The sequence below is a fragment of the Streptomyces sp. E11-3 genome (assembly GCF_046540415.1).
Taxonomy (GTDB): Bacteria; Actinomycetota; Actinomycetes; order Streptomycetales; family Streptomycetaceae; genus Streptomyces.
In genome coordinates, this window is sequence record NZ_JAZGRL010000001.1 from 1,692,180 (window position 1) to 1,716,831 (window position 24,652).

Sequence of the window (24,652 nt, forward strand, 5' to 3'; positions counted from 1 at the left end):
TCCACCGGTGTGTCCGCGTCCTGCCGCGGCCGCGGCGGGCACACCGGTGGACGCGCACCAGGAGCCTCCATGTACCTCGCCACCGGCAGGGGCAGCCCACCGCGTAAGCCCGCGCCCCGGTCGCCCGGACGCACCACCGGACACACGCGCGTGGCCTCCACGGTCGTCGCACTCGGCGCGGTCAGCCTGGTCACCGACATCTCCTCCGAGATGGTCACCGCCGTCCTCCCCCTCTACCTCGTCCTCGGACTGGGGCTCAGCCCGCTCCAGTTCGGCTTCCTCGACGGGCTCTACAACGGCGTCACCGCCTTCGTGCGACTCGCGGGCGGACATATCGCGGACCGCTGGCGGCGCCACAAGCTCGTCGCTGGATCGGGCTACGCCCTGTCCGCGGCCTCCAGGCTGGGGCTCCTGCTCGCCGGCGGCTCCACCCCCGCGCTGTCCACGGCGCTCGCCGCTGACCGCGTCGGCAAGGGCGTACGTACGGCTCCGCGCGATGCGTTGATCTCGATCAGCTGCGACGAACGCGATCTCGGCCGCGCCTTCGGTGTGCACCGCGCGATGGACACGACGGGCGCCCTGCTCGGCCCCCTCATCGCGTTCGCCCTGCTCTGGGTGACGGCGGACGCGTACGACGCGGTCTTCGTGGTCAGCTTCTGCTTCGGCCTGCTCGGCGTGCTGCTCCTGTACGCGTTCGTCCCGGGCCGTGAGTCGGCACCCTCGGCAGCGGGCAGGTCGGCCACCACCCTGAGGTCCACACTGCGCCTGCTGGCCACCCCCGCCTTCCGCCGCATCCTGGCAGTGGCCTCCCTGTTGGGTCTGGTGTCCGTCGGCGACGGCTTCCTCTACCTCGTCCTGCAGAAGCGACTCGCCCTGGACGCTGCCTACTTCCCGCTCCTGGCGCTCGGCAGCGCGGCCGTCTATCTGCTGCTCGCCGTACCCGTCGGCCGGGCCGCCGACCGGATCGGCCGCCGCGTCCCGTATCTGCTCGGCCATCTGGCCCTGCTGGGCGCGTACTTGCTGCTGCTGTCCTCCATCACCGGCTGGCCGCTGACCCTGTCCGTGCTGCTTCTGCACGGCGTGTTCTACGCGGCGACCGACGGCGTCCTGATGGCGCTCGGCGGCCCGGTGATTCCCAAGGAGCAGCGGGCGGGCGGGATGGCGCTGCTGCAGTCCGGACAGGCGATCGGCCGGCTGCTCGCCTCCGTCCTGTTCGGTGCCGCGTGGACGGTCTGGAGCATGCACACGGCCCTGGTGCTCGCCTCCGCCGCCCTCGCCGCCGCCCTGTTGACCGCCTGCCTGCTGCTGCCCGCATCCCTCCCGGAGTCCCGATGACCTCTGCCCTGTCCCCGCGCACCCGCGTCACAGCCGTGGCCGTCAGCGCCGCCGTGCTGGCCACGATCGCCGTCGTGTACACCGTCCACGCCGCCGACCGGAAGGAGTCCGCGGCCCCCAGGTCCCCTGGCCTCACCCTCGACAGCACCCCCGGCCTGTATCTGCGTACCGCCGAGGGCACGATCGCCGCCCAGACGGCGAAGGGGCGCAAGGCGACCGGCCTGACGTGCCGACGCTTCTACGCGAGTGGCGGCAGCGCCGTCTGCCTCACCACCAAACCGGGCATACCCCCCAGGACACAGGCCGTGATCTTCGACCGCGCACTGCGGACGAAACGCACCGTCACCTTCGGCGGAACCCCCGACCGGGCCCGGGTCTCCCCCTCCGGACGGATGGTCTCCTGGACCGTCTTCGTCAGCGGCGACTCGTACGCCGGCTCCTCGTTCTCCACCCGCAGCGGCATCCTCGACACCAGGACCGGCTATCTGATCAAGAACATGGAGACCATCCAGCTCTCGATCGGCAAGAAGCGTTACAGCGCCCCCGACGTCAACTACTGGGGCATCACCTTCAGTCGGGACGACAACCGCTTCTACGCGACCGTGTCGACCCGCGGCAAGACGTACCTGGTCGAAGGCGATATGAGGACCTGGTCGGCCCGCACGCTGCGCGAGAACGTCGAGTGTCCCTCGCTCTCGCCCGACGGCACCCGCATCGCCTACAAGAAGCGTGTCCGTGCGGGGGCCGAGAATCCCTGGCGGTTGCACGTCCTGGACCTGAAGACGATGCGCGACACTCCGCTGGCCGAGACCCGCAGCGTCGACGACCAGGCGGCGTGGCTGGACGACTCGACGGTCGCCTACGCCGTCCCGACCGCCGCCAAGGGCTCATCGGACATCTGGTCCGTCCCGGCCGACGGCACCGGCGCGCCGCGTCGGCTCGCGACCGGGGCCTCCTCGCCCAGCATGGTCACCGACGCCGCCCGTTGACGCGGCGTGGCGACCCGGCGACCCCTGCCGCCGCGTTCCGCCCGATCACGATCACCGATCACCGACCCGTAGACCAGGGAGTCCCATGTACCGACACCGGATCACCTCCGTTTCCGCGGCCGCGCTGCTGGGCGCGGGCGCGCTCTTCGCCGCCGGGCCCGCGTCCGTGGCCGTACCCGCGCGGACCGAAGCCGTCATCCACGTCAGTGACGCGGCGGACCTGAAGGACGCGTTGGCCGCCGCGAAGCCAGGCGACACCATCCGGCTCGCCGACGGCACCTACCGGGGCAACTTCGACGCCACCGTCTCCGGCAGGGGTTCGGAGCGCATCACGCTCACCGGTTCTGCCGGTGCCGTGCTGAGGGCGAGCGGTGGCTACGGGCTCCACCTGGACGGCGCCTCGTACTGGAACCTCAGCGGGTTCACGGTCACCGGAGGCCAGAAGGGGATCATGCTGGACGACGCGGACCACGTCCACATCGAGGCGGTGACCGTGCACGGCCTTGACATGGAGGGTGTGCACTTCCGCAACTCCAGCTCGGACGGCTCCCTCACGAACTCGACGATCTACGACACCGGCAACAACGGCCGCGGGATGGGCGAGGGCGTCTACGTCGGCAGCGCGGGCGGAACGGGCGACCGCAGCGACAACATCCTCATCGAGAACAACACGCTCGGCCCGGACATCGGCGGCGAGAACATCGACATCAAGGAGGGCACCACCGGGGCCAGGATCATCGGGAACACCTTCGACGGTAGCGGCCTGAGCGGCGCCAATTACGACGACTCGTGGGTCGACATCAAGGGCAACGACGTCCTCGTGGCGGACAACACCGGCCAGAACACCACCAACGACGGCTTCCAGACCCATGAGGTCCAACGCGGCTGGGGCTGCAACGCGACCTTCCGTGGCAACAGGTCCGACCTCCGTGGCGCCTCGGGACCCGACCAGTACGCCATCAACGTCACCAACTACGCCGAGGACAGTTGCCCCGTCACCATCACCGACGACAACACGGTCACCGGCGGGAGGGGACTGACCAACCCCGGGGTGCCGGTCACGAGGTGACGCTCGGACGCCCCGCGCGGGATCAGTCCAGTACCGCCACCCCGTCCAGCTCCACTAGCGCCTGGGTGTCCCACAGGCGGACCGCGCCGATCACCGCCATCGCGGGATAGTCGCGGCCCGCCAACCGGCGCCAGATGCGGCCGAGTTCGGGGGCGTGGGTGCGGTAGTCGGCGACGTCGGTGGCGTAGACGGTGACGCGGGCGAGGTCCTGCGGGGTCCCGCCCGCCGCGGCCAGGGCGGTGAGCAGGTTGGTGAGTGCCGTCTCGAACTGCTCGGGGAGGCTCTCGCCGGTGACCTTGCCGTCGGGGTCGAGTGCGGTCTGGCCCGCGAGGAAGACCAGGCGCGAACCGGTGGCCGTGACGGCGTGCGAGAAGCCCGTGGGCGGGGAGAGTTCGGTGGGGTTCACGCGCTCCAGGCTCATGCGGACGTCTCCTTCACGCTCATGCGGACAACTCCTTCATGCGTACAACTCCTTCGCGATGATGGTGCGCTGGACCTCGGTGGCGCCCTCGTAGATACGCGGCGCCCTGACCTCCCGGTAGAGGTGTTCCAGCAGGTGGCCACGTTGCAGGGCGCGGGCGCCGTGCAGTTGGACGGCCGCGTCCACCACCTGCTGGGCGGTCTCGGTGGCCAGGAGTTTCGCCATCGCCGCGCGCTTGGGTACGTCCTCCTCGCCCCGGTCGTACGCGGCGGCCGCGGCGTACACCAGCAGGCGGGCGGCCTCGGTGCGGGTGGCGAGCTCCGCGACCTGGTGGGCGACGGACTGGAGGTCCTTCAACGGGCCGCCGAACGCCCGACGTTCAGAGGTGTGGGAGAGGGTCGCGTCCAGGGCAGCCTGGGCCATGCCGACCGCGAAGGCGCCCACACTCGGGCGGAAGAGGTTGAGGGTGCCCATCGCGACCCGGAAGCCCCGGTCGGGTTCACCCAGCAGGTCCGCGCGGGTGACCGGGACCGCGTCGAAGGCGAGGGTGCCGATGGGGTGCGGCGAGAGCATGTCGAGCGCGGTGCCGGTCAGTCCCGGGCGGTCGGCCGGGACCAGGAAGGCGCTGACGCCGCGCGCGCCCGCGCCCGGTGTCGTACGGGCGAAGACGGTGTAGAAGTCGGCCTCGGGAGCGTTGGAGATCCAGGACTTGTCGCCCGTCAGCCGCCAGCCGGAGGCCCCATCCGGCTCCGCCGCCAGCGCCAGGGCCGCCGCGTCCGAGCCCGCACCCGGCTCGCTGAGCGCGAAGGCGGCCACCGCGCGGCCCGCGGTGACCCCCGGCAGCCAGCGCTCGCGCTGCTCGGGTGAGCCGTGGGCGTACACCGGGTGCGCACCGAGCCCCTGGAGGGCGAGGGCGGTCTCGGCCTCCGTACAGGCATAGGCGAGGGACTCCCGCATCAGGCAGAGGTCGAGCGACGGAGAAGTGAAAAGCCTTGACAGCAGGCCCAGTTCGCCGAGCGCCTCGACCAGCGGGCGGTTAATCCGTCCGGGTTCTCCCTGCTCAGCCAGGGGATACAGGCGCTCGGCGGCCAGGGTACGCAGTTCCTCACACCAGGCCCGCTCCTTGGGTTCCAGCGCGAATGCCGACATCGACGCCCCCTCCGTATCGCGAACTGTTGACTGCCGTCACCATCACGATACGCTCGATGGGCGACCCCACCACACCTAAGGGGCGAACATGGAGCTGACGACCTCGGCCCACGCCGACACGTTTTCCCGGGACCAGCTGCCGCCCGCGGAGCAGTGGCCCCGGCTCGTCTTCGAACTGCCCGAGCTGGCGTATCCGGACCGGCTGAACTGCGGCGCGGAGCTCCTGGACCGCACCGTGGAACGGTTCGGCGCGGACCGCCCCGTCTTCCACACCCCCTCCGGCGAACAGTGGACGTACGGCCGGCTGCGCGGCCAGGTCGACCGGATCGCCCAGGTGCTCACCGCGGACCTGGGCGTGGTGCCGGGAAACCGGGTGTTGCTGCGCGGGCCGACCACGGCGCTGCTGGCGGCCTGCTGGCTGGCCGTGCTCAAGGCGGGGGCCGTCGCGGTCACCGTACTGGCCCAGCAGCGCGCCGCCGAGCTGGCCACGGTCTGCGAGATCGCGCGGGTCAGCCACGCGCTGTGCGACGTACGCGATGTCGGGGACCTGACGAAGGCCGCGGTGCCAGGGCTGCGTGTCACGACCTTCGGCGGACAAGGACCTGACGACCTGCGGGAGCTGGCCGCGCGGCGGCCCGAGCCGTTCACGCCCGTGGACACCGCGGCCGACGATGTCGCGCTGATCGCGTTCACCAGCGGGACCACCGGTCGGCCCAAGGGCTGTATGCACTTCCACCGCGATGTGCTGGCCATCGCCGACACCTTCTCGCGGCATGTGCTGCGGCCGGAGCCCGACGACGTCTTCGCGGGCAGTCCGCCGCTGGGTTTCACCTTCGGGCTCGGCGGGCTCGTGGTCTTCCCGATGCGGGCGGGGGCGTCCGCGCTGCTGCTCGAACAGGCGGGCCCCAAGCAGCTGCTGCCCGCGATCGCCGAGCACCGGGTCTCCGTGGTCTTCACCGCGCCGACCGCCTATCGCACCATGCTCGACGAGATCGACGCGTACGACGTCTCCAGTCTGCGGCGCTGTGTGTCCGCGGGCGAGAACCTGCCCGCCGCCACCTGGGAGACTTGGCGGCAACGGACCGGTCAGCGGATCATCAACGGCATCGGGGCCACCGAGCTGCTGCACATCTTCATCTCCGCCGCCGACGACGCGATCCGTCCCGGCACGACCGGGGTTCCGGTGCCCGGCTGGCAGGCGCGGATCGTGGACACCAAGGGCGCGCCGGTGCCCGACGGAGAGCCGGGGCTGCTCGCCGTGCGCGGCCCGGTCGGCTGCCGCTACCTCGCCGACGAGCGGCAGCTGGAGTACGTACGCGACGGGTGGAACATCACCGGCGACACCTACGTACGCGAGCCCGACGGCTACTTCCGCTATGTGGCCCGCGCGGACGACATGATCATCTCGGCCGGGTACAACATCGCAGGACCCGAGGTCGAGGAGGCCCTGCTGCGCCACCCCGACGTACGGGAGGCCGCGGTGGTCGGACGCGCCGACGAGCTGCGCGGGCAGATCGTGGTGGCGCATGTGGTGCTGCGCGATTCGGTGGAGCCGACCGACGCCATGGCCGCGGTGCTGCGCGATTTCGTCAAGGCCGAGCTGGTGCCGTACAAGTGCCCGCGCGAGATCGTGTTCCTGGACGCCCTGCCGCGTACGCCCACCGGCAAGCTGCAGCGGTTCCGGCTACGCGAGTCCAGGTGAGCGGGGGTGTCCGCGCCTGGCGATCTAAAGTGATCTCGTGGCAGACCAGCACACTCCACGATCCCTGATCGTCACCTACTACGGCGCGTACGGCCGCCGCTCGCCCGCGTCCGGCGAGCCGGTGGGCCCGGTGCCGGTGGCCCAGCTGATCCGGCTGCTCGCGGCGGTCGGCGTGGACGCGCCGTCGGTACGGTCGTCCGTGTCCCGGCTCAAGCGGCGCGGGCTGCTGGTGCCGGAGCGTACGGAGCGCGGGGCGGCCGGGTACGCGCTGTCGGACGACGCCCGCCAGCTGCTGGACGACGGCGACCGGCGCATCTACTCCGACGCGCGGCCGCGGCTCGACGACGGCTGGGTGCTCGCCGTGTTCTCGGTGCCCGAGTCCGAGCGCAGCAAGCGGCACATCCTGCGCTCGCGGCTGTCCGGGCTCGGCTTCGGCACGGCGGCACCCGGCGTGTGGATCGCGCCCGCCCGGCTGTACGACGAGACCCGGCACACCCTGCGGCGGCTGCGGCTCGACCCGTATGTGGACCTGTTCCTCGGCGCGCACCTGGGGTTCACGGCGACCGCGGACGCGGTGGCGCGCTGGTGGGACCTGGCGGCCATCGCCGAGCTGCACGAGCGGTTCCTGGACCGCCAGGAGCCGGTGCTGCGCTCCTGGGAGGCGCGCGATGACACCCCGGCTGATGACGCCTACCGGGACTATCTGCTGGCCCTGGACTCCTGGCGGCACCTGCCGTACGCCGACCCGGGGCTGCCTGCCGAGCTGCTGCCCAAGGGGTGGCCCGGGGAGCGCTCGGCAGAGGTCTTCGCCCGGCTGCACGAGCGGCTGCGGGACGCGGGGGCGGAGTTCGTACGACTCACCTCACAGTGAGCCGTCCAGAGTGAGGCGCGGCTTCGGGGCGTCCGTGCGGCCGGTCTGCGGGGGCCTGCGCCCTGCCTGGTACGGCCGCGGCCAGTCGACTCCGGTGTAGCCCTGTTCGGCCGCCGCGTGCAGGGTCCAGTGCGGGTCGTACAGGTGCGGCCTGGCGAGGGCGCACAGGTCGGTGCGGCCCGCCAGGATCAGCGAGTTGACGTCGTCCCAGGAGGAGATCGCGCCGACCGCGATCACCGGTATGCCGGTCTCGTTGCGAATCCGGTCGGCGAACGGGGTCTGGTACGAACGGCCGTAGGCAGGCTGCTCGTCGGCGACGACCTGGCCCGTCGAGACATCGATCGCGTCGGCGCCGTGCACGGCGAAGGCCCGCGCGATCTCCACGGCGTCCTCGGCCGTCGTACCGCCCTCGGCCCAGTCGGTGGCGGAGATACGGACCGTCATCGGCTTGTGGTCCGGCCAGATGGCCCGTACGGCGTCGAAGACCTCCAGCGGGAAGCGCAGCCGGGCTTCGAGGGAGCCTCCGTAGCCGTCGGTGCGCCTGTTGGTCAGCGGGGAGAGGAAGCCGGACAGGAGATAGCCGTGGGCGCAGTGCAGTTCGAGGAGGTCGAAGTCGCAGCGGGCGGCGCGCCAGGCCGCGGCCGCGAACTGCTCGCGGATCTCGGTGAGTCCGTCGCGGGTCAGCTCGTGCGGTGTCTGGCTGGTCGGCCGGTACGGGATCGGGGACGCGGCGGCCAGCGGCCAGTTGCCGTGTGGCAGCGGCTCGTCGATGCCGTCCCACATCAGGCGGGTGGAGCCCTTGCGCCCCGAGTGGCCCAGCTGGACGCCGATGGCGGTGCCCGGCGCCTGGGTGTGGACGAACGCCGCGATACGGCTCCAGACGTCGGCCTGCTCGGGGGTGTAGAGCCCGGCGCAGCCCGGCGTGATGCGGCCCTCGGCGCTGACGCACACCATCTCGGTCATGACCAGGCCCGCGCCGCCCAGGGCGCGGGCGCCCAGATGCACGAGGTGGAAGTCGCCCGGCACCCCGTCGGTGGCGGAGTACATGTCCATGGGGGACACCACGACGCGGTTGCGTAGCCGCAGTTCGCGCAGCTGGAAGGGGGTGAACATCGGGGGCGTACCGGCCGGGCAGCCGAACTCGCGCTCCACGGCCTCGGTGAACGCGGCGTCGCGCAGCCGCAGGTTGTCGTGGGTGACGCGGCGGCTGCGGGTGAGCAGGTTGAAGGCGAACTGCCGGGGCGGCTGGTCGGTGTAGCGCGCGATCTCCTCGAACCACTGCAGACTGGCGCGGGCCGCGCGCTGCGTCGAGGCGACCACGGGGCGACGCTCGGCCTCGTACGCGGTGAGTGCGTCGGCCAGCGTGGGCTGCTCCTCGATGCAGGCGGCCAGGGCCAGGGCGTCCTCGACGGCGAGCTTCGTACCGGAGCCGATGGAGAAGTGGGCGGTGTGCGCGGCGTCGCCGATCAGCACCGTACGACCGTCTGACCAGCGGTCGTTGACGACCGTGCGGAAGGTGATCCAGCTGGAGGCGTTGGACCTGAGCGAGCGGCCGTCGAGCGCGTCGGCGAAGATCTTGGCGCAGCGCTCGACGGACTCGCGCTCGTCCAGCTCCGCGAACCCCGCGGCCTGCCACACCTCTTCGCGCATCTCGACGATGACGGTGGACTCGGTGGCGGAGAACGGATAGCCGTGCAGCTGCATCACGCCGTGCTCGGTCTCGGCGATCTCGAAGCGGAAGGCGTCGAAGGCGAAGTCGGCGGCCAGCCAGATATAGCGGCAGCGGTGTTCCTCGACGCGCGGCCCGAAGGCCTCGGCGTGCGCCTCGCGGGTGGCACTGTGCACGCCGTCCGCGGCGATCACCAGGTCGTGGGTGGTGGTGAGTTCGGCGGCCGGCGGGGCCTCGGTACGGAAGCGCAACTCGACGCCGAGCTGTCGGCAGCGCTCGTGCAGGATCGCCAGCAGGCGGCGGCGACCGAGTGCGGCGAAGCCGTGGCCGCCCGAGGTGTGCCGGTGGCCGCGGTGCACGATGTCGATGTCGTCCCAGCGTACGAACTCGTCCTGGAGCGCGGCGTAGACGACCGGATCGGCGTGTTCGATGCCGCCGAGCGTCTCGTCGGAGAGCACCACACCGAAGCCGAAGGTGTCGTCGGGGGCGTTCCGCTCCCAGACGGTGATCTCCCGCTCGGGGTCCAGGCGCTTGAGGAGCGCCGCCGCGTACAGCCCGCCGGGGCCGCCGCCGATGACCGCCACCCTCATGGCTACCTGCCCTGCCACTTGGGCGGACGCTTCTCGGTGAACGCCGCGTGGAACTCCGCGTAGTCCTCGCCGTGCATCAGCAGGGCCTGGGTCGCGGCGTCCAGTTCGACGGCGGCGGCCAGCGGCATGTCCAGTTCGGCGGTGAGCAGCGCCTTGGTCTGCGCAAGGGCGAGCGCCGGGCCTTCGGCGAGGCGGCTGGCCAGCTCGGCGGCCCGCTCGTCGGCGCGGCCCTCGTCGGTCAGCTCACTGACCAGGCCGATCCGCTCGGCCTCCAGGGCGCGCACCGGCTCGCCCAGCATCAGCAGCCGGGTGGCGTGCCCGAGCCCGACGACGCGGGGCAGCAGATAGGCGGCGCCCATGTCGCCGCCGGAGAGCCCGACCTTGGTGAACAGGAAGCTGAAGCGGGCCGAGGGGTCGGCGATCCGGAAGTCGGCGGCCAGGGCGAGGACCGCGCCCGCGCCCGCGGCGACCCCGTGCACAGCGGCGATGACGGGGAACGGGCACTCCCGCACGGCGCGGACGACCTGCCCGGTCATCCGGTTGAAGTCCAGCAGACGCGAGGTGTCCATGGCGAGGGTCGCGCCGATGATCTCGTCCACGTCGCCGCCCGAGCAGAAGCCGCGGCCCTCACCGGCCAGCACCAGGGCACGCACGGACTTCTCGCGGGACAGTTCGGCGAGCAGGTCGCGCAGATCGGCGTAGGCGCCGAAGGTCAGCGCGTTGAGCCGGTCGGGCCTGGCCAGGGTCACGGTGGCGACCGAGGCGTCGTCGACGGTGAGCCGGATGTGCTGCCACTTCGGGGTGCGGGGTGTGGAGCCGGTGAAGGGACTCATGGTGTGCGGCCTCCTTCGGCCCTTCGGGAAGGGGTCGGGGGCGAACCTGTACGTCCAGGAGCCGCGGCCCCTGACAGCAACGTATCACCGGTCTGTGACTGCCGTCACGAGTACGCGATACCCGTGCGACATCCACGCGATATCCCGAGTGCACGCGTACTCAAGTGCGCACCGACCCGCGTGCGCGATAACGCGATGACCCGGGTGAAACCCGCCAGAGGTCCCCACCTGGCGCCACAGGCCCTCAGGGGACCCCGACGACAGCCTCTACGGAGGGCGCCTTACCATTCGTAAAGTTGAACGCAGGACAGCCTGCATCCCGAACGGACCCGCCTTGCACCCCACCGCCGTCGCGCCCGCCTCCTGGCGTATCGCGCTCCCCCACACCCCGGCCGCCGTGCCCGTGGCCCGCGGCCTGGTGCGCACCGCACTCACCGAGTGCGAGGGGTCCGCCGACCGCGACACCGCCGAGCTCCTGACCGCCGAACTGGTGGCGAACGCCGTCGAGCACACCGCGGACGCGACGCCGCTGGAGCTGGTGATCGAACTCCTCCCGACCGGCTGCCGGGTCGAGGTGCACGACCCCGACCCGGCGCCGCCGGGCAATCTGTCAGCGCCCGGCCCCGCCGACGAGCCGGACCCGTGGCAGGAGCACGGCCGCGGCCTGCTGCTGATCCGCGCCCTGAGCCAGGCATGCGGACATCGCCCCACGGCTTCGGGCAAGGCGGTCTGGTTCACGCTGCCGACCGCCGCCGTGCCGACCGCCGCCGTGCCTGCCGCTCACTGACGTACTCGGGTACTGAGGCGGGATGCCAAGGCGAGGGTGTCGAGCAGCGGGGCGGTGCGGGACCAGCCGAGGCAGGGGTCGGTGACACTGAGGTCGGGGCGGAGTGTGTCCGTCGCCGGATCCTGTCCGCCGTCGGACAGATAGGACTCGATCATGACGCCCGCCAGCGAGTGGTCTCCGTCGGTGATCTGCTGGGCCAGGTCGGCGATGACGGCTGGTTGACGGTTGTGGTCCTTGCCGCTGTTGCCGTGGGAGGCGTCGACGACGACGCGCTCGGGGAGACCGGCTGCCGCGAGGGCCGAGCGGGCGCCCGCGACGCTCTTCCGGTCGTAGTTGGGGGTCGGGCCGCCGCGGAGTACCAGGTGGGTGTCGGGGTTTCCGGTGCTGTGGAGGGTCGTGAGGCGGCCGTCGGAAGACACGGCGGGGAGCGTGTGCGGGTGGGCGGCGGCCTGGATGGCGGCGATGGCGGTGTCGGTGCTCCCGGAGACGCAGTTCTTCATGCCGACCGGCATGGGAAGCCAGGAGGCCAGGTGGCGGTGGGGCTGGCTGGCGACGGTTCGCGCGCCGATGGCGGCCCAGGACACCGTGTCGGCCACGTACGGGGCGAGGGCGGGGTCGACGAATTCGTAGGCCAGGGGCAGACCCGTGGCGGCGGCCTCGGTCAGGAAGGACCGGCCGAGGCGCAGTCCGGTGGCCAGGTCGCCCTTGTCGTCGAGCGTGGGGGTGGTGAGCAGGCCGGTCCAGCCGGTGATGCTGCGGGGCTTCTCCAGGTAGGCGCGGAGGACGATGACCAGGTCGTCGGCGAGGCGTCGGGCCTCGGCGGCGAGCAGGTCCGCGTACTCCAGGGCGGCCGAGGGGTCGTGGACCGAGCAGGGGCCGACGACCACCAGCAGGCGGGGGTCACGGCGGGCGAGGACGGCGGCGACGGTGTCGCGGTGCTGGGCGATGGCTTCGACGGTCGTCTGGGACAGGGGGTGGGCCGCGGTGAGATCGGCCGGTGTGGGCAGGGGCTGGGCGGTGGCCAGGTCAGTCGGTGTGGGCAGTGGCTGGGCCGTGGCGAGACCGGCCGGTGTGGGCAGGGGACGGGCTGTCGTGAGACCGGCGGGTGTGGGCAACGGCTGGGCAGTAGCGAGAGCAGCCGGTGTGGGCAACGGCTGGGCAGTAGCGAGATCGGCCGGTGTGGGCAGTGTGTGCATCATGACTTCCTGACGTGGGTTCGGGGCAGCCGCGTGGCCCCGGCGGCGGCGAGCAGGCACAAGCCGAGCACCCACCAGAAGGTGTCGGCGAAGGCCCAGGAGATGTCCGGGCCGCGGGCGGCCAGCCGGTCCTGCAGGACCACGGCGAGGGCCGCGGTGCCGACCGAGCCGCCGACGGTGTTGAGCAGGTTGAGCGCTCCGGCCGCGCGGGGAAGGTGTTCGGGCTCGATGCGGCTGTAGACGATGTTCATCACGGGTGCGCCGACCATGGCCATCCCGACGCCGCGTACCGCGAGCGCTGAGGCGATCACCACGTCCGAAAGCCCGTGCCCGAGCTGGGTGAACGGGACCGTGCCCGCGAGGATCAGCACGATGCCGGTGACCACCAGGGTCCGGGGCGCGACCTGGTCGATGGTGCGGTTGACCAGTACCGATCCGGCCGCCGCGCCCAGACCCTGGGGGGCGAGCAGCAGCCCGGCCTCCCACGCCGACAGTCCGCGGCCGGTCTGGAAGTACAGCGGCAGCAGGAACATCGTGCCGAACACCGAGGCGCCCAGGACGAGCAGCGCGAGGGCGGCGGCGCCGAACGGCGGCCGGGCGAACAGCCGGGGGTCGACCAGCGGGGTGCGACGGGTCCGCAGCCCGTGCACGGTGAACCCGGCCAGCATGGCCAGGCCCGCCGACACGCCGACCGCGGCCGCGAGTGTGCGGCCGTGGGCGACCTCGGTCAGGCCGTACACCAGCACGGCCAGGCCGGGCGAGAGCAGTGCGGCACCCCGCAGGTCGAACGCCGTGCGCCGCGTCGACGGCGGCACCGCGGGCACATGGCGGCGGGCGAGCAGGGCCGCGACCGCCCCGATCGGCAGGTTGACCAGGAACAGCCACGGCCAGGGCGCCACGCCGAGTATGGAGCCGCCGACCACCGGGCCGAGCACCGGTGACAGCAGCGGGACGACCGCGACGACGCTGATCACCCGCCCGGTGCGCCGGGGTCCCGCGACGCGGGCCAGCAGCGCCTGCCCGGTCGCGGGCAGCAGCCCGCCGCCGAGTCCCTGGAGCACGCGGAACACGACCAGGCTGGTCACCGACCAGGCCAGCGCGCACAGCACCGAGCCGAGCAGGAACACCCCTACGGCGGCGAGCCACGTCCGCCGCCCGCCGAACCGGTCGGCCAGCCAGCCGGACGCGGGTACCGCGGTGACAACGGCCAGCAGGTAGGCGGTGCTGACCCACTGGATCTCGGCGACGGACGCGCCGAACTCGTCGGCCAGCGTGTCGATGCCGACGCTGACGATCGTGGCGTCCACCGTGGCCATGAAGGTGCCGAGCACCAGGATGAACGCGATCCGCAGCAACTGTCCGTCGACCCGCTCGGCCGGTGGCGCGACTCCCCCGGCTCCCCCGCTCATCGGCGCTCCAGAAGGTCGCGTACGTCGTCGTCGAGGTGGCGGCCCAGGGCGCGGAGCAGGTCGAGCAGCTCATCGGCGAGCCCGTCGACGTCCACCCCGGCCCGGTGGGCCAGCACGCCGGTCCAGCCGTCGCCGTCCGGCATGACCGTCAGGGTCACCGGGTGGTGGGTGGCCTCGCGGAAGCGGGTTCCGACGACCGTGAGGCCGGGGGCGGGTTCGCGGAGGCGGTCCGGGTCGACCGGGTAGTTCTCGAACACCACGAGGCTGTCGAACAGCCTGCGCCGCCCCGTCAGTTGTTCGAGGTCGGTCAGGGCGACGTGCTGGTGCTCGACCAGCGCCCGCTGCCGGGCCTGCAGGTCGGCGAGCGTGTCGGCCAGGGTGCCGCCGAGCCGGGCTCGTACGGGCACGGTGTTGGCCAGCAGCCCGATGATCTCCTCAACGCCCTCCAGCTCCGGGGGGCGGCAGGCGACCATGGCGCCGAAGCAGACGTCCGTCGTACGGCCGGAACGCCTGGCCAGGAGCAGCGCCCAGGCGCCCTGTACGAGTGTGTTCCGGGTGAGCCCGCGCCGCGCGGCGAGCCGGGCGAGGTCGGCGACCAGCCCCGCGTCGAACTCGATGACCGTGGGCTCCTGCCAGGCCGGTCCGGGCTCGGCGCCACCGCTCAGGTAGTCGCCCTCCGGTAGCCCGGCCAGCTCGGCGCCCCAGGCGCCGAGGTCGGGCTCGTGCTCGGCGCGCCAGCGCAGGTAGTCGGCGAACGGCACGGGGGCGGGCAGGTCCGGAGCCTCGCCGTGGACGCGCGCGGTGTAGAGGGCGAACAGTTCGGTGAGGATGCGCGGGGCCGACCAGCCGTCGGAGAGCACGTGGTGGCTGGTCAGGACGAGGTCCGCGCGCTCGGTTGCGCCGTGGCGAATCACGGTCAGGCGGACGAGCGGTCCCTCGGCGAGGTCGAACGGCTCGGCGAGGTCGGCCGCGAGCACGTCGTCGGCCGGTCCGTCGGCCACGCGGCAGTCCGGCCGGGGCGACTCGGGGATCACCGCCAGGTCGGCGGGGAACACAGCGCCCAGGTTCGGGTGACGGGCCAGCAGGTCGGCGCCCGCGGCGTGCAGGGCGTCGATGTCGAGCGGACCGGCGAGTGAGAACGTCGACTGGACGGTGTACGGGTCGGGGCGTTCGGTACGCGCGTGCCGGAGCATCACCTCCTGCAGCGGGGTGAGCGGCTGCACCTCGGCGACCGGACGATCCCGATCGAGGCCCCTGACCTCCGGAGCGGCGGCGATACGCACCAGCGCGGCCCGCAGGTGCTCACCCAGCTCCTCGACCTCACCAGCGGTGAACAACGCGGACGGCCAGGTGATCCGGACCCCCAGCGCATCGTCACGTACCAGAGCGTTGACCATCAGACTGTGCGGCAGAGGCAGCCTGTCCGATCCACCCGAGCCGAGCGGGTCGGCGTCCGGTGCGGCCCTCCACGGCGTCTCATCGGCCGGAGCGCCGGGGAACTGACCGAGGTAGTTCCAGGCGATCTCCGCCTGTACGGGGTCCAGTTGCCCGGCCGCAGTGAGAATCCCGTAACCGAGTCCGTCGCCCTGGGCGCGCAGCCGTTCCCTGACCGCCTTCACGTCGTCGCCCGCGTCGAGCCGTACGGGGTGGACGGCGGTGAACCAGCCGACGGTCTGGGACAGGTCGACCCGCGTCGGGCGCCCGTGGCTCTCCAGCGCGACCAGCAGCTCGGACGTCCCGCGCCAGGCCCGTACCGCCTGAGCGAGCGCCGTGAGCAGCACGGCGTCCGGTGTGGTGCGGTAGGCGGCGGGCAGGGTCGTGATGAGGGCGCGGGTCGAGTCGGCGTCGAGCCGGATCTCGTGGTGCGCGGCGGTGGCCACGGTGTCGCGTGCGGGGTCGAGGGGCGGCGCGAGCGCGGGTGTGGCGGTCATCCGCTGCCAGTGCGGCAGTTCGCCCTGCCGGTCGGCGTCACGCAGCGACCGCGCCCAGCCGAGGAACGACTGCCCGTGCCGGGCCAGCGAGCCACCCGAGTAGGCATGCTCCAGGTCGTCCAACAGCACGCGCCAGGACACCCCGTCGACAACCAGGTGATGAGCAATCAGCACAAGCCTGCCCGCCCGGTCCGGCCCGGCGTCCACCCACACGGCGCGCAGCAGGGGCCCGGTACGCGGGTCCATCGCCGCGCGGGCTTCGACGATCCGTGCGTCGACCAGGCTCCGCAGGTCACCGGTCACCTGCGGACCTTCCGGCGACCGCAGGTCGCTGGTCACGCGTGGGGCGTCCGCCACCGGCAGGCCGTCTGTCGCCCGCGGGTCGTCCGGCGTCCGCGGGACGCCGGTCGCCTGCGGGACGCCGGACGCCTGCGGGCCAGCGGTGGCGCGTGGGCCATCGCCCGCAGGCGGGGCGCCAGTCATCTGCGGGCCATCCGTCGCCTGCGGGCCAACGGTCGCCCGTGGCCCACCAGGCATACGCAGGCCGTCGCCCGCACGCGGGTCAGTCGCCGCACTCAGGCCGCCCTCCGCATGCAGGTCGCCGGTCACACGTGCGTCGTCCGGCGTCCGCAGGCCGTCCCCCACACGCAGGTCCGCAGTCGTAGCCAGGCCGTCCGCCGCCTGCGGGTCAACGCCCGCCCATGGGGCGCCGGTCGCCCGCAGGCCGTCGCCCGCACGCGCGGCGCCAGTCGTCTGCGGGCCATCCGTCGCCCGCGGGACACCGGTCGCCCGCAGATCGCCGGTCGCACGTGCGTCCCCCGGCGTCCGTAGGCCGTCCGTCGCACGCGGCGCGCCGGTCGCCCGCAGGCCATCCGTCGCCCGTACGCAGGTCAGCACATCGGCCCCGGTCACCGCGCCGACCGGTGGGATGTGCAGTACGTCGTCGGCCAGGCGGGCCCGTAGCACGTCGTGGCGGGTCAGGACCGCGTCGAGCGCGGTCCGCCAGGTTGTCTCGTCGCCGCCTGGTGGGACGCAGATCTCTACCCACTGGCAGAAGCCGTCCGCCGCGGCGCCCGCGCGGTGTAGCAGGTCCCGCATGATCGGGGTCAGGGGCGCGTCCCCGACGGCGGGGGCTTCGCCGTCGTCGAGGGTGTGGGCCCGGGCCGCGATTCCGGCGACCGTTTCGCCCTCGAAGACGTCGCGTGCGGTGAGGCCGAGGCCTTGGCGCCGGGCTCGCGACACCACCTGTAGCGACACGATGCTGTCTCCGCCGATGGCGAAGAAGTCGTCGTCGGGGCCGATCGCGTCCGTGCCCAGGACGTCCCGGAACACGGCGAGCAGCACCGCCTCGGCGGGGCCGGCCGGCTCGCGCCGCGCGGCCGCGGTCTCGGGCGGCGCGGGCAGCGCGTCCGGGTCGAGCTTGCCGCCAGGGGTCAGCGGCAGCCGGTCGATCGGCACCAGCGCGGTCGGCACCATATGGTCCGGCAGCTCCGCGGCCAGGTACTCACGCACCCGCGCGGTGTCCAGGTCGGCGCCGTCGGTCGGGATGACATAGCCGACGAGCCTGCCCTCCCGCACGATCACCGCACTGGCGCGCACATCGGCATGCCGGGTCAGGGTGGACTCGATCTCGCCCAGCTCCACCCGGAAGCCGCGGACCTTGACCTGGTGGTCGGCGCGGCCGAGGAACACCAGCTGCCCGTCCGGCCGCCACCGGACCAGGTCGCCCGTACGGTACATCCGCTCGCCAGGCGGGCCGAACGGGTCGGCGACGAACCGCTCGGCGGTCAGTCCTGGGCGGCCGAGGTAGCCGCGGGCCAGGCTCGGTCCACCCAGGTACAACTCGCCCGTCACACCGGCGCCGACCGGCTGGAGCCCGCCGTCCAGTACGTACGCGCGGACGCCCGGGTCGGGGCGGCCGATCGGCAGCGGCCCGGCGTCCTCCGGGTCGTACTGCCAGGTCACGGAGTTAACGGTGACCTCGGTGGGCCCGTAGGCGTTGAACAGCGCCCTGCGGCCCTCGCCCCAGCGCCGCGCCAGCTCGGGGTCGAGGCGTTCGGCGCCGACGACGAAGAACACGTCAGGGTGGACCGTACGGTCGTCGGGCATCGCGGCCAGGAACGACGGCAGCAGGTTCACGCCGGTCACCCGGTGCTCGACGATGTAGTCCAGCAGCTCGTCACCGGGGACCCGTACCTCCTCGGGCGCGATCACCGACGTACCGCCGGACAGCAGCGCCACCATGGTCTGCCAGAACGCGACGTCGAAGCTGGTCGACGCGAAGTGCAGATACCGGTCGTGCTCGGTGACCCCGACGACCTCCTCCTGCAGCGCGATCAGATCGGGTACGCCCCGGTGGGTCACCCCGACGCCCTTGGGCCGCCCGGTGGTGCCGGAGGTGTAGATGACGTAGGCGAGCGCGTCCTCGGTGAGCTTGGCGCGCGCCGTCGCCGGGTCGGTGTCCGGTACGGACGCGAGCGTGACCGGGTCGTCCAGGCGCAGGACCGGGATCTCGCGGTCGGTGGGCAGGTCGGCGCCGGTCGTCACGACGGCGGCCGGGGCGATGTCGTCGAGCATGTACGCCAGCCGCTCCCGCGGGTAGCCCGCGTCCAGCGGCACGTACACCGCGCCCGCCTTCGCCACGCCGAACAGCGCCACCGTCATCTCGACATCGCGCCCGAGCAGAACCGCGACCGGATCCTGGGGCCGCACCCCGTGCGCGATGAGCGCCTGGGCGAGCCGGTTGGCCTGCCGGTCCAGGTCGGCGTAGCTGAGGCTGCGGTCGCGGCACACCAGGGCCTCGGCGCCTGGCTTGCGGCGCACCCAGGCGGCGAACTCGTCCAGCCAGTGGCCGCGGGCCCTGGCGGGGACGACCTCGGTGCCGGTACGCAGCATCCGCCGCCGCTCGTCGGAGTCGAGCGCGGGCAGCCGGAGCGCGGGCCGCGCCGGGTCCTCGACGATCTCGCGCAGGAGGTGGTGCAGCCAGCGGCCGTAGTCGCGCACGGTCGCATCGGCGAAGGCGTGCGGCTGGTAGCCGAGGCCGATGGTGATCTCGTCGTCGGGGATCACGATCACGGTCAGCGCGTAGTGCGTGGCGTCGGTGATGTCCACCCCGGCCAGGTCGAGCCCGGGGGCGAGCGGAGTGCGCTTCCGGCTGGAGAGAGGGAAGTTCTCCATCACGAGCATCGTGTCGAACAGTTCGCCGACGCCCACCGCCCGCTGGATCTCGGGCAGGCCGACGTGGTGGTGCTCGGCCAGCGCGACGCTCTCGCCGTGCACCCGCGCCAGCAGGTCCCGCGCCGTCTGGTCCTGGGTGTGCCGCACGCGCACCGGAATGGTGGTGCCGAGCTGGCCGATCATCGACTCCACGCCGTCGACCTCGGCGGGCCGCCCGGACACCGGGCAGCCGAACACGACGTCACGGCGCCCGGTGAGCCTGCCGAGCAGCAGGCCCCACGCCGTCTGGAGCACGGTGGTCAGGGTGACGCCCTGCTCGCGGGCGAACGTGCGCAGCCGGTCGCTGAACTCCCGGCCCAGACCGACGGTCACACGGCCGGGCCGCTCGACTCCGGTCTCCGTACTCGCGGGCGCCAGCCGCGTCGCGTCGTCAACTCCGGCCAGCGCCTCCCGCCACGCGGCCAGCGACGCCGTACGGTCCCGGCCCGCCAGCCACCGGAAGTACTCCGACAGCGGCGGGGCGGCGGGTACGGCCGGTCCGCCGCCCAGCTCGGCGTAGATGGCCAGCAGGGTGCGGCCGACCAGCGGCATCGACCAGCCGTCGAGCAGGGCGTGGTGGTTGGTGATCACCAGCTCGTGTTCGGCGGGGCCGACGCGGGACAGCAGGAAGCGGATCAGCGGCGGCCTGGCCGGGTCGAACGGGCGCTCCAGCTCGGCGCGGGCGGCCTCGGGGAACCGGTCGTCGCGCCGCCAGTCCAGGGCTACGTCGGTGGGGATCACCTGTACGACCTCGTCCCCTGCCGTGGCCAGGTACACGCGCAGCGCGGGGTGGCGGCGCAGCAGTTCCCGCGCGGCCTCGGCCATCCGGTCCTCGTCCAGTTCCCCGGCCAGGGTCGTCACGGCCTGGACGACGTAGACGTCGGTGTCGTGGTCGTCGCGGACCAGGGTGTGGAAGGACAGCCCGACCTGGAGTGGTGTGGCGGGCAGGATGTCGTCGATGCGGCCGACGCCGTCGGCGTGGCCGGTGCGTCCGATGGTGTCGATGGCGGCCTGGTCGAGGTCGACCAGCGGCAGGTCGGACGGGGTGAGCCCGCCGGAAGTACGGAGCGCGTGTGCGGCCAGCGCGTCCAGGGCCGCGGCCCAGGCCGTCTGCAGGGCCGCCACGGTGTCGGGCCCGAGCACCCCGGTCGCGGCCGTCCACTCGACGGCGAGCCGGGGCGCGCCTTCCTCGTGGACGAAGCAGTTGAGGGCCAGCACCTGCTCCAGGGCCTTGGCGTCGGGCTCGGTCACCGAGAAGGCGTCCCGCTCCGGAAGCCGCCACCCGCTGCCGGGCAGCGGGGCGAACCGGCCGAGGTAGTTGAGCAGTACGTCCGGGGGCGGGGTGGCCGCCAACTCGGCGCTGGTCTCCGGGTCGAGGTAGCGCAGGACGCCGTAGCCGACGCCACCGTCGGGGACGCCGCGCTTGGCCTCCTTGGCCGCGCGCAGCACCTGCCCCACGTCACCCACTGCCGGAACGCGGACCGGGTACTCGCTGGTGAACCAGCCGACCGTACGGGACAGGTCGAGGTGTTCGCGGCCGTGCCCCTCCATCGTGACGGTCATCGCGTCGCCGTGCGGGCCCCACTCCCGCAGCGCGAGCACGAGCGCGGCCAGCAGCACCTCGTCGACGCCGGCGCGGTAGGCCGCGGGCAGAGTGGTCAGCAGTGCCTCGGTGACCTCGGGCGAGGCCACGGTGACCGACCGGTGGGCCGTGGACACGGTGTCGCGCGTCTGGTCCAGCGGCCGGGCGCCCAGCCGGGTCGCGGAGTCGAGCGCGGTCCGCCAGTAGTCGAGTTCGGGCCGTCGTACGCCGGATTCCCCTTGTTCGGCGAGGAGTGTCGCGTGCCGCCGCCAGGACGCCCCGACCGGGTCGATCGCACCGCCCGTGCAGGCCGTGTGCAGGTCGGGCAGCAGGACCCGCCAGGAGACGCCGTCCATGGCGAGGTGGTGCACGACGATGACCAGCCGGTCCGGCGTGCCGTCGCCGGTACGGACCAGGGTTGCCCGCAGCAGGTCCCCGGACAGCGGGTCGAGCTCCCCCGCCAGCCGCTGGGCCAGCGCGGTCACGTCCTCGGCGTCGGCCTCGGTGACGACGGCCCGCACCGCGCCCCGCGGCAGTACCTCCAGGCCCTCGCCGCCCCGCGCCCGCAGCCGCAGCGCGTCATGCCGGTCGAGTACGGCCCGTACGCCCGCGAGCAGGTCGTCGTACGCGAGTGCGTCGACCCGCAGAGCCGTCCACTGCGCGTATCCGGCGACGACGCGCACATCCGGGTGCGGGTCGAGCAGGCCGCGCACGATCGGCGGCGCGGGCACCGGGCCCGTCGGGTCGTCCACCGGCTCGGGAACGTCCTCCACCAGCCCGGCGGATGCGGCCAGCGCGGCGAAGCTGCGGCGGGCCAGCAGATCCCGCGGCCGCAGCTCGATCCCCCTCGCCCGCAGCCTGCTGCTGACGGTGATCGCGGTGATGCTGTCACCGCCGAGCGCGAAGAAGTCGTCGTCCACACCGACCCGTTCGACCTCGAACGCCTCGGCGAGTACCGCGCACAGCAGCCGTTCCCGCTCGGTGCTCGGCTCCCGGCCGCCACCGGGCACCGCGGGCGCGGGCAGGGCGGCGCGGTCGAGCTTTCCGTTGGGTGTGAGCGGCAGTTCGTCCAGCACCACCACCGCCGCGGGGACCATGGGGTCGGGCAGCCGCCCGGCCAGGTGGTCGCGCACCGCGTCCGCGCCGACCGAGGTGGACACGACATAGCCGATCAGCCGCGACGAACGGACGACGGCGGCCGCCGCGGTGACCCCGGGCACCGCGCCGAGCGCGGCCTCGACCTCGCCGGTCTCCACGCGGTGGCCACGGATCTTGACCTGCCCGTCGCCCCGGCCCAGGTACGCGAGGCCCCGCCCTGCCACCCACCGGGCCAGGTCGCCCGTGCGGTACATCCGCTCGCCCGGCGCGCCGAACGGGTCCGCGACGAACCGCTCGGCGGTCACCGCGGGCATGCCGAGGTAGCCGCGGGCCAGGTGCGGCCCGGCCAGGTACAGCTCGCCCGCCGTGCCGTGCGGTACCGGCTGCAGCGCGTTGTCCAGGAGGTAGATCCGGGTGCCCGCGAGCGGGTGGCCGATCGTCGGCTCGTCGCCGTCGATCCGGGCGGTGGTGCTGTCCACGGTCGCCTCGGTCGGCCCGTACATGTTGCGCGCGGTGACGCCCGACGCGGCGACCCGCTGCCAGAGCGCGGGCGGCGTCGCTTCACCACCGAGTACCAGCAGCGTCGGCCGCCGGTCCAGCAGGCCGCCGTCGATCAGGGGCGCGGCCATCGACGGTGTGGTGTCGACGATGTCGATGCCGTCGCGGGTGTACGCGGCGAGCAGGGCGTCTGCGTCGCGGGCGGTCTCGGCGTCGTACACGTGCAGTTCGTGGCCGCACAGCAGCCACACCAGGTGGTCGAACGCGGAGTCGAAGGCGAAGGAATAGGTGTGGGCGGCGCGTAGCCGCCTGCCCTCGGCCCACCCGGCCCCTTCGGCCTCCGCGACGACTGTCGACCGCTGGTGGTGCAGCAGCGCGGCGAGGCCGCCGACCCGGCCGAGTACGCCCTTGGGGCGTCCGGTCGACCCGGAGGTGTGGATGACGTAGGCGAGGTGCTCGGGGTGCCGGGGTGCGGCCAGTTCGCCGGGTGCCAGCGGGGCGCCGGACAGCCCGGCGGCCTCGCCGAGCAGGGTGTCCCAGGGCAGCCCGTCGACCGCGCCCGCGGTCAGTACCAACGCGGGGCGGGTGTCGTCGATCAGCTCGCGCAGCCGCTCGGGCGGGTGCGTGGCGTCCAGGGGCAGGAAAGCGGCGCCCGCGTCCAGTACCGCCAGCAGGGCGACAACCGAGTCGGCCGAGCGCGGCAGCGCCAGCGCCACGACGTCGTCGGGCCCGATCCCACGGGCCCGCAGCGCACGGGCCAGCCGGTGCACGCGGCCCGCCAGATCCGCCGCGGTCAGCCGCTCGGCACCGCACACCAGGGCGGTGTGCCCGGGATCGGCGCCGACCATGGCGTCGAACGCGGTCGGCACGTCCTGCGGCGTGCCGGGCAGGGCGGGCGGCGTCCAGTCCGCGAGGAGCTTGTCCACGTCGTCGGCCAGGGCGACCCGCCCGACGGGCAGGCCGTCGGTCAGTCCGGCCAGCAGGGCCCGCAGCCCGGCCAGCTTGCCGTCGACGGCGGCCTGGTCGTTGGTCCTGGCATCGACCTCGAAGCCGAGCAGCAGCCCGCCGTCGCGGGTCGGCAGCACGCTCAGGCCCATGTCCTCCGGCGGGCCGCCCGCGACATTGCGCATCACACCGGTGGCCCCGGCGAAGTCGATCGCCAGGTCGAACGCCTTGAGGTTGATCCCGCGCCCATGCAGCAGCGCGCCCGCGCCGGGCACGCCGAGGTCGCGCGGCAGGTCCTCGCCCCGGTACCGCTGGTGGTCGCGCATCTCCCTCATGGCGGCGGAGACCCGCCTGCTCAACTCCCCGAGCCCGTCCCCGCCGTGGACACTCACCCGTAGCGGCAGCACGTTGACCGCCATGGCCGGAGTACGCAGCTCGGCCGAGCCCGCCCGGCACATCAGCGGCAGCGCGAACACCACGTCGGTGCGGCCCAGCATGCGGTGCAGGAAGGCGGCGTAACCGGCGATCAGCGCCTCGCCCCAGGTGACGCCCTCGCGGTCGGCGAACGCGCGCAGCCGGGCCGTCTCTTCGGGCGTGACGACGGCGCGGGCCGTGAGCGTACGGTCAGGCGGTCCGGCAGCGGTGTCCACGTCACCGAGGTCGGGCAGCGGGGTGAACCGGTCGACCCAGTACGCGCGGTCATCGGCGAACCGGTCGCTGTCCCGGTAGGCGCGGTCGGCCGCGACCAGGTCGGCGAAGGCGCCGAACGTCGAGCGTGGCGGCTCGGTGCCGCGTACCAGGGCGGTGTAGCGGGCGGCGGTACGGCGGGCGAGCATCGCGGCGGTGTAGCCGTCGAAGACCAGGTGGTGGCCGAGCTGGGTGTACCAGACCTCGCGGTCGGACAGCCGGATGACGGTACGCGCGTACAGCGGCCGGTCCGTCATCCCCTGGCACGCCTCGGCCGCCCGCATCCGCTCGGCGTGGACCAGCGCCTCCGCCGCGGCGGCGGGATCGGCCTCGCCGCTGACGTCGACCACGTCGGGCGGCTCGACCGGTTCGTCGCTGATCGCCTGGCGCGGCCCGTCGGGGGTGTCGTACACCCGCAGCCGCAGGGTCTCGGCCTCTTCGGTGGTCGCCCGGACCGCCTCGACCAACGCGTCGATGTCGACCGGCTCGTCGCCGTCACCGTCGCCGTCGCCGGATATCTCCACCACGTCGCCGACCACGTAGTACGGCGAATCGGGCTCAAGGCGCTGCGCGTTCCAGATGCCCAACTGGGCGCTGGTCAGGGCGAGCAGCTCTTCCGCTGCCACGCCTGCCACATCTGACACGCCGTCCGATGACACGCTTGCGGTGCTCAAC

Annotated in this window: 13 protein-coding genes; 6 read left to right on the top strand and 7 right to left on the bottom strand. The window is 73.2% G+C overall.

Annotated elements, in window-relative coordinates; translation table 11 throughout:
* Positions 1–69: 69 nt before the first annotated feature.
* The 3 genes from U9R90_RS07680 to U9R90_RS07690 all read left to right on the top strand — a co-directional run bounded on the left by U9R90_RS07680 (position 70) and on the right by U9R90_RS07690 (position 3,393).
* Complete coding sequence (locus tag U9R90_RS07680) at positions 70–1,335, top strand: MFS transporter (protein WP_411055636.1); 1,266 nt, start codon at positions 70–72, stop codon at positions 1,333–1,335.
* Positions 1,332–2,324 carry a TolB family protein gene (locus U9R90_RS07685; protein ID WP_411055637.1) on the top strand — a complete coding sequence of 331 codons (993 nt, stop codon included), beginning with the start codon at positions 1,332–1,334 and terminating at the stop codon, positions 2,322–2,324. Before U9R90_RS07680 ends, U9R90_RS07685 begins: the two co-directional genes overlap by 4 nt.
* Before the next feature lie 85 nt (positions 2,325–2,409).
* A complete protein-coding gene (locus U9R90_RS07690) occupies positions 2,410–3,393 on the top strand; it encodes a right-handed parallel beta-helix repeat-containing protein (protein ID WP_411055638.1) in 984 nt (327 codons plus the stop codon).
* Positions 3,394–3,415: 22 nt separating this feature from the next.
* Here the strand turns inward: U9R90_RS07690 and U9R90_RS07695 are convergent, their stop codons facing one another.
* Positions 3,416–3,814 (bottom strand): RidA family protein, encoded by a 399-nt coding sequence (locus tag U9R90_RS07695; RefSeq protein ID WP_411055639.1) that lies wholly within the window; start codon positions 3,812–3,814, stop codon positions 3,416–3,418.
* Between the two features lie 36 nt (positions 3,815–3,850).
* Entirely contained in the window at positions 3,851–4,963 is a 1,113-nt protein-coding gene (locus U9R90_RS07700) for an acyl-CoA dehydrogenase family protein (RefSeq protein ID WP_411055640.1), read from the bottom strand.
* 88 nt (positions 4,964–5,051) lie between these two features.
* On the opposite strand from U9R90_RS07700, the gene U9R90_RS07705 reads away from it, so the two are divergent.
* Both U9R90_RS07705 and U9R90_RS07710 read left to right on the top strand, forming a co-directional pair.
* Positions 5,052–6,665: an AMP-binding protein gene (locus tag U9R90_RS07705; RefSeq protein WP_411055641.1), complete on the top strand. Its 1,614-nt coding sequence runs from the start codon at positions 5,052–5,054 to the stop codon at positions 6,663–6,665.
* 37 nt (positions 6,666–6,702) lie between these two features.
* On the top strand, positions 6,703–7,536 hold the full coding sequence (locus U9R90_RS07710) for a PaaX family transcriptional regulator C-terminal domain-containing protein (protein WP_411055642.1): 834 nt from the start codon (positions 6,703–6,705) through the stop codon (positions 7,534–7,536).
* Here U9R90_RS07710 and U9R90_RS07715 read toward each other — a convergent pair.
* Positions 7,528–9,795 (bottom strand): bifunctional salicylyl-CoA 5-hydroxylase/oxidoreductase, encoded by a 2,268-nt coding sequence (locus U9R90_RS07715; RefSeq protein WP_411057672.1) that lies wholly within the window; start codon positions 9,793–9,795, stop codon positions 7,528–7,530. The genes U9R90_RS07710 and U9R90_RS07715 overlap by 9 nt on opposite strands.
* Positions 9,796–9,797: 2 nt before the next feature.
* Positions 9,798–10,628: an enoyl-CoA hydratase family protein gene (locus tag U9R90_RS07720; protein ID WP_411055643.1), complete on the bottom strand. Its 831-nt coding sequence runs from the start codon at positions 10,626–10,628 to the stop codon at positions 9,798–9,800.
* Between the two features lie 334 nt (positions 10,629–10,962).
* Here U9R90_RS07720 and U9R90_RS07725 point away from each other — a divergent pair, with 334 nt between their 5' ends.
* Positions 10,963–11,415, top strand: coding sequence for an ATP-binding protein (locus U9R90_RS07725; protein ID WP_411055644.1), 453 nt, complete (start codon positions 10,963–10,965; stop codon positions 11,413–11,415).
* Here U9R90_RS07725 and U9R90_RS07730 read toward each other — a convergent pair.
* From U9R90_RS07730 to U9R90_RS07740, 3 genes are read right to left on the bottom strand one after another with little or no spacing between them, the layout of a single operon-like run.
* Entirely contained in the window at positions 11,409–12,614 is a 1,206-nt protein-coding gene (locus U9R90_RS07730) for a 3-deoxy-7-phosphoheptulonate synthase (RefSeq protein ID WP_411055645.1), read from the bottom strand. The two genes, U9R90_RS07725 and U9R90_RS07730, sit on opposite strands and share 7 nt — an antisense overlap.
* On the bottom strand, positions 12,611–14,020 hold the full coding sequence (locus U9R90_RS07735) for an MDR family MFS transporter (RefSeq protein WP_411055646.1): 1,410 nt from the start codon (positions 14,018–14,020) through the stop codon (positions 12,611–12,613). Before U9R90_RS07735 ends, U9R90_RS07730 begins: the two co-directional genes overlap by 4 nt.
* The gene (locus U9R90_RS07740; RefSeq protein WP_411055647.1) at positions 14,017–24,651 is read right to left on the bottom strand and encodes an amino acid adenylation domain-containing protein; all 10,635 of its coding nucleotides are present in this window, start codon (positions 24,649–24,651) and stop codon (positions 14,017–14,019) included. Before U9R90_RS07740 ends, U9R90_RS07735 begins: the two co-directional genes overlap by 4 nt.
* Position 24,652: the final 1 nt, after the last annotated feature.

Coding starts and splice junctions, on each gene's coding strand:
- U9R90_RS07680 (WP_411055636.1), top strand. CDS start 70: ATGTACCTCGCCACCGGCAGGGGCAGCCCACCGCGTAAGCCCGCGCCC.
- U9R90_RS07690 (WP_411055638.1), top strand. CDS start 2,410: ATGTACCGACACCGGATCACCTCCGTTTCCGCGGCCGCGCTGCTGGGC.
- U9R90_RS07685 (WP_411055637.1), top strand. CDS start 1,332: ATGACCTCTGCCCTGTCCCCGCGCACCCGCGTCACAGCCGTGGCCGTC.
- U9R90_RS07715 (WP_411057672.1), bottom strand. CDS start 9,795: ATGAGGGTGGCGGTCATCGGCGGCGGCCCCGGCGGGCTGTACGCGGCG.
- U9R90_RS07735 (WP_411055646.1), bottom strand. CDS start 14,020: ATGAGCGGGGGAGCCGGGGGAGTCGCGCCACCGGCCGAGCGGGTCGAC.
- U9R90_RS07705 (WP_411055641.1), top strand. CDS start 5,052: ATGGAGCTGACGACCTCGGCCCACGCCGACACGTTTTCCCGGGACCAG.
- U9R90_RS07720 (WP_411055643.1), bottom strand. CDS start 10,628: ATGAGTCCCTTCACCGGCTCCACACCCCGCACCCCGAAGTGGCAGCAC.
- U9R90_RS07695 (WP_411055639.1), bottom strand. CDS start 3,814: ATGAGCCTGGAGCGCGTGAACCCCACCGAACTCTCCCCGCCCACGGGC.
- U9R90_RS07700 (WP_411055640.1), bottom strand. CDS start 4,963: ATGTCGGCATTCGCGCTGGAACCCAAGGAGCGGGCCTGGTGTGAGGAA.
- U9R90_RS07730 (WP_411055645.1), bottom strand. CDS start 12,614: ATGATGCACACACTGCCCACACCGGCCGATCTCGCTACTGCCCAGCCG.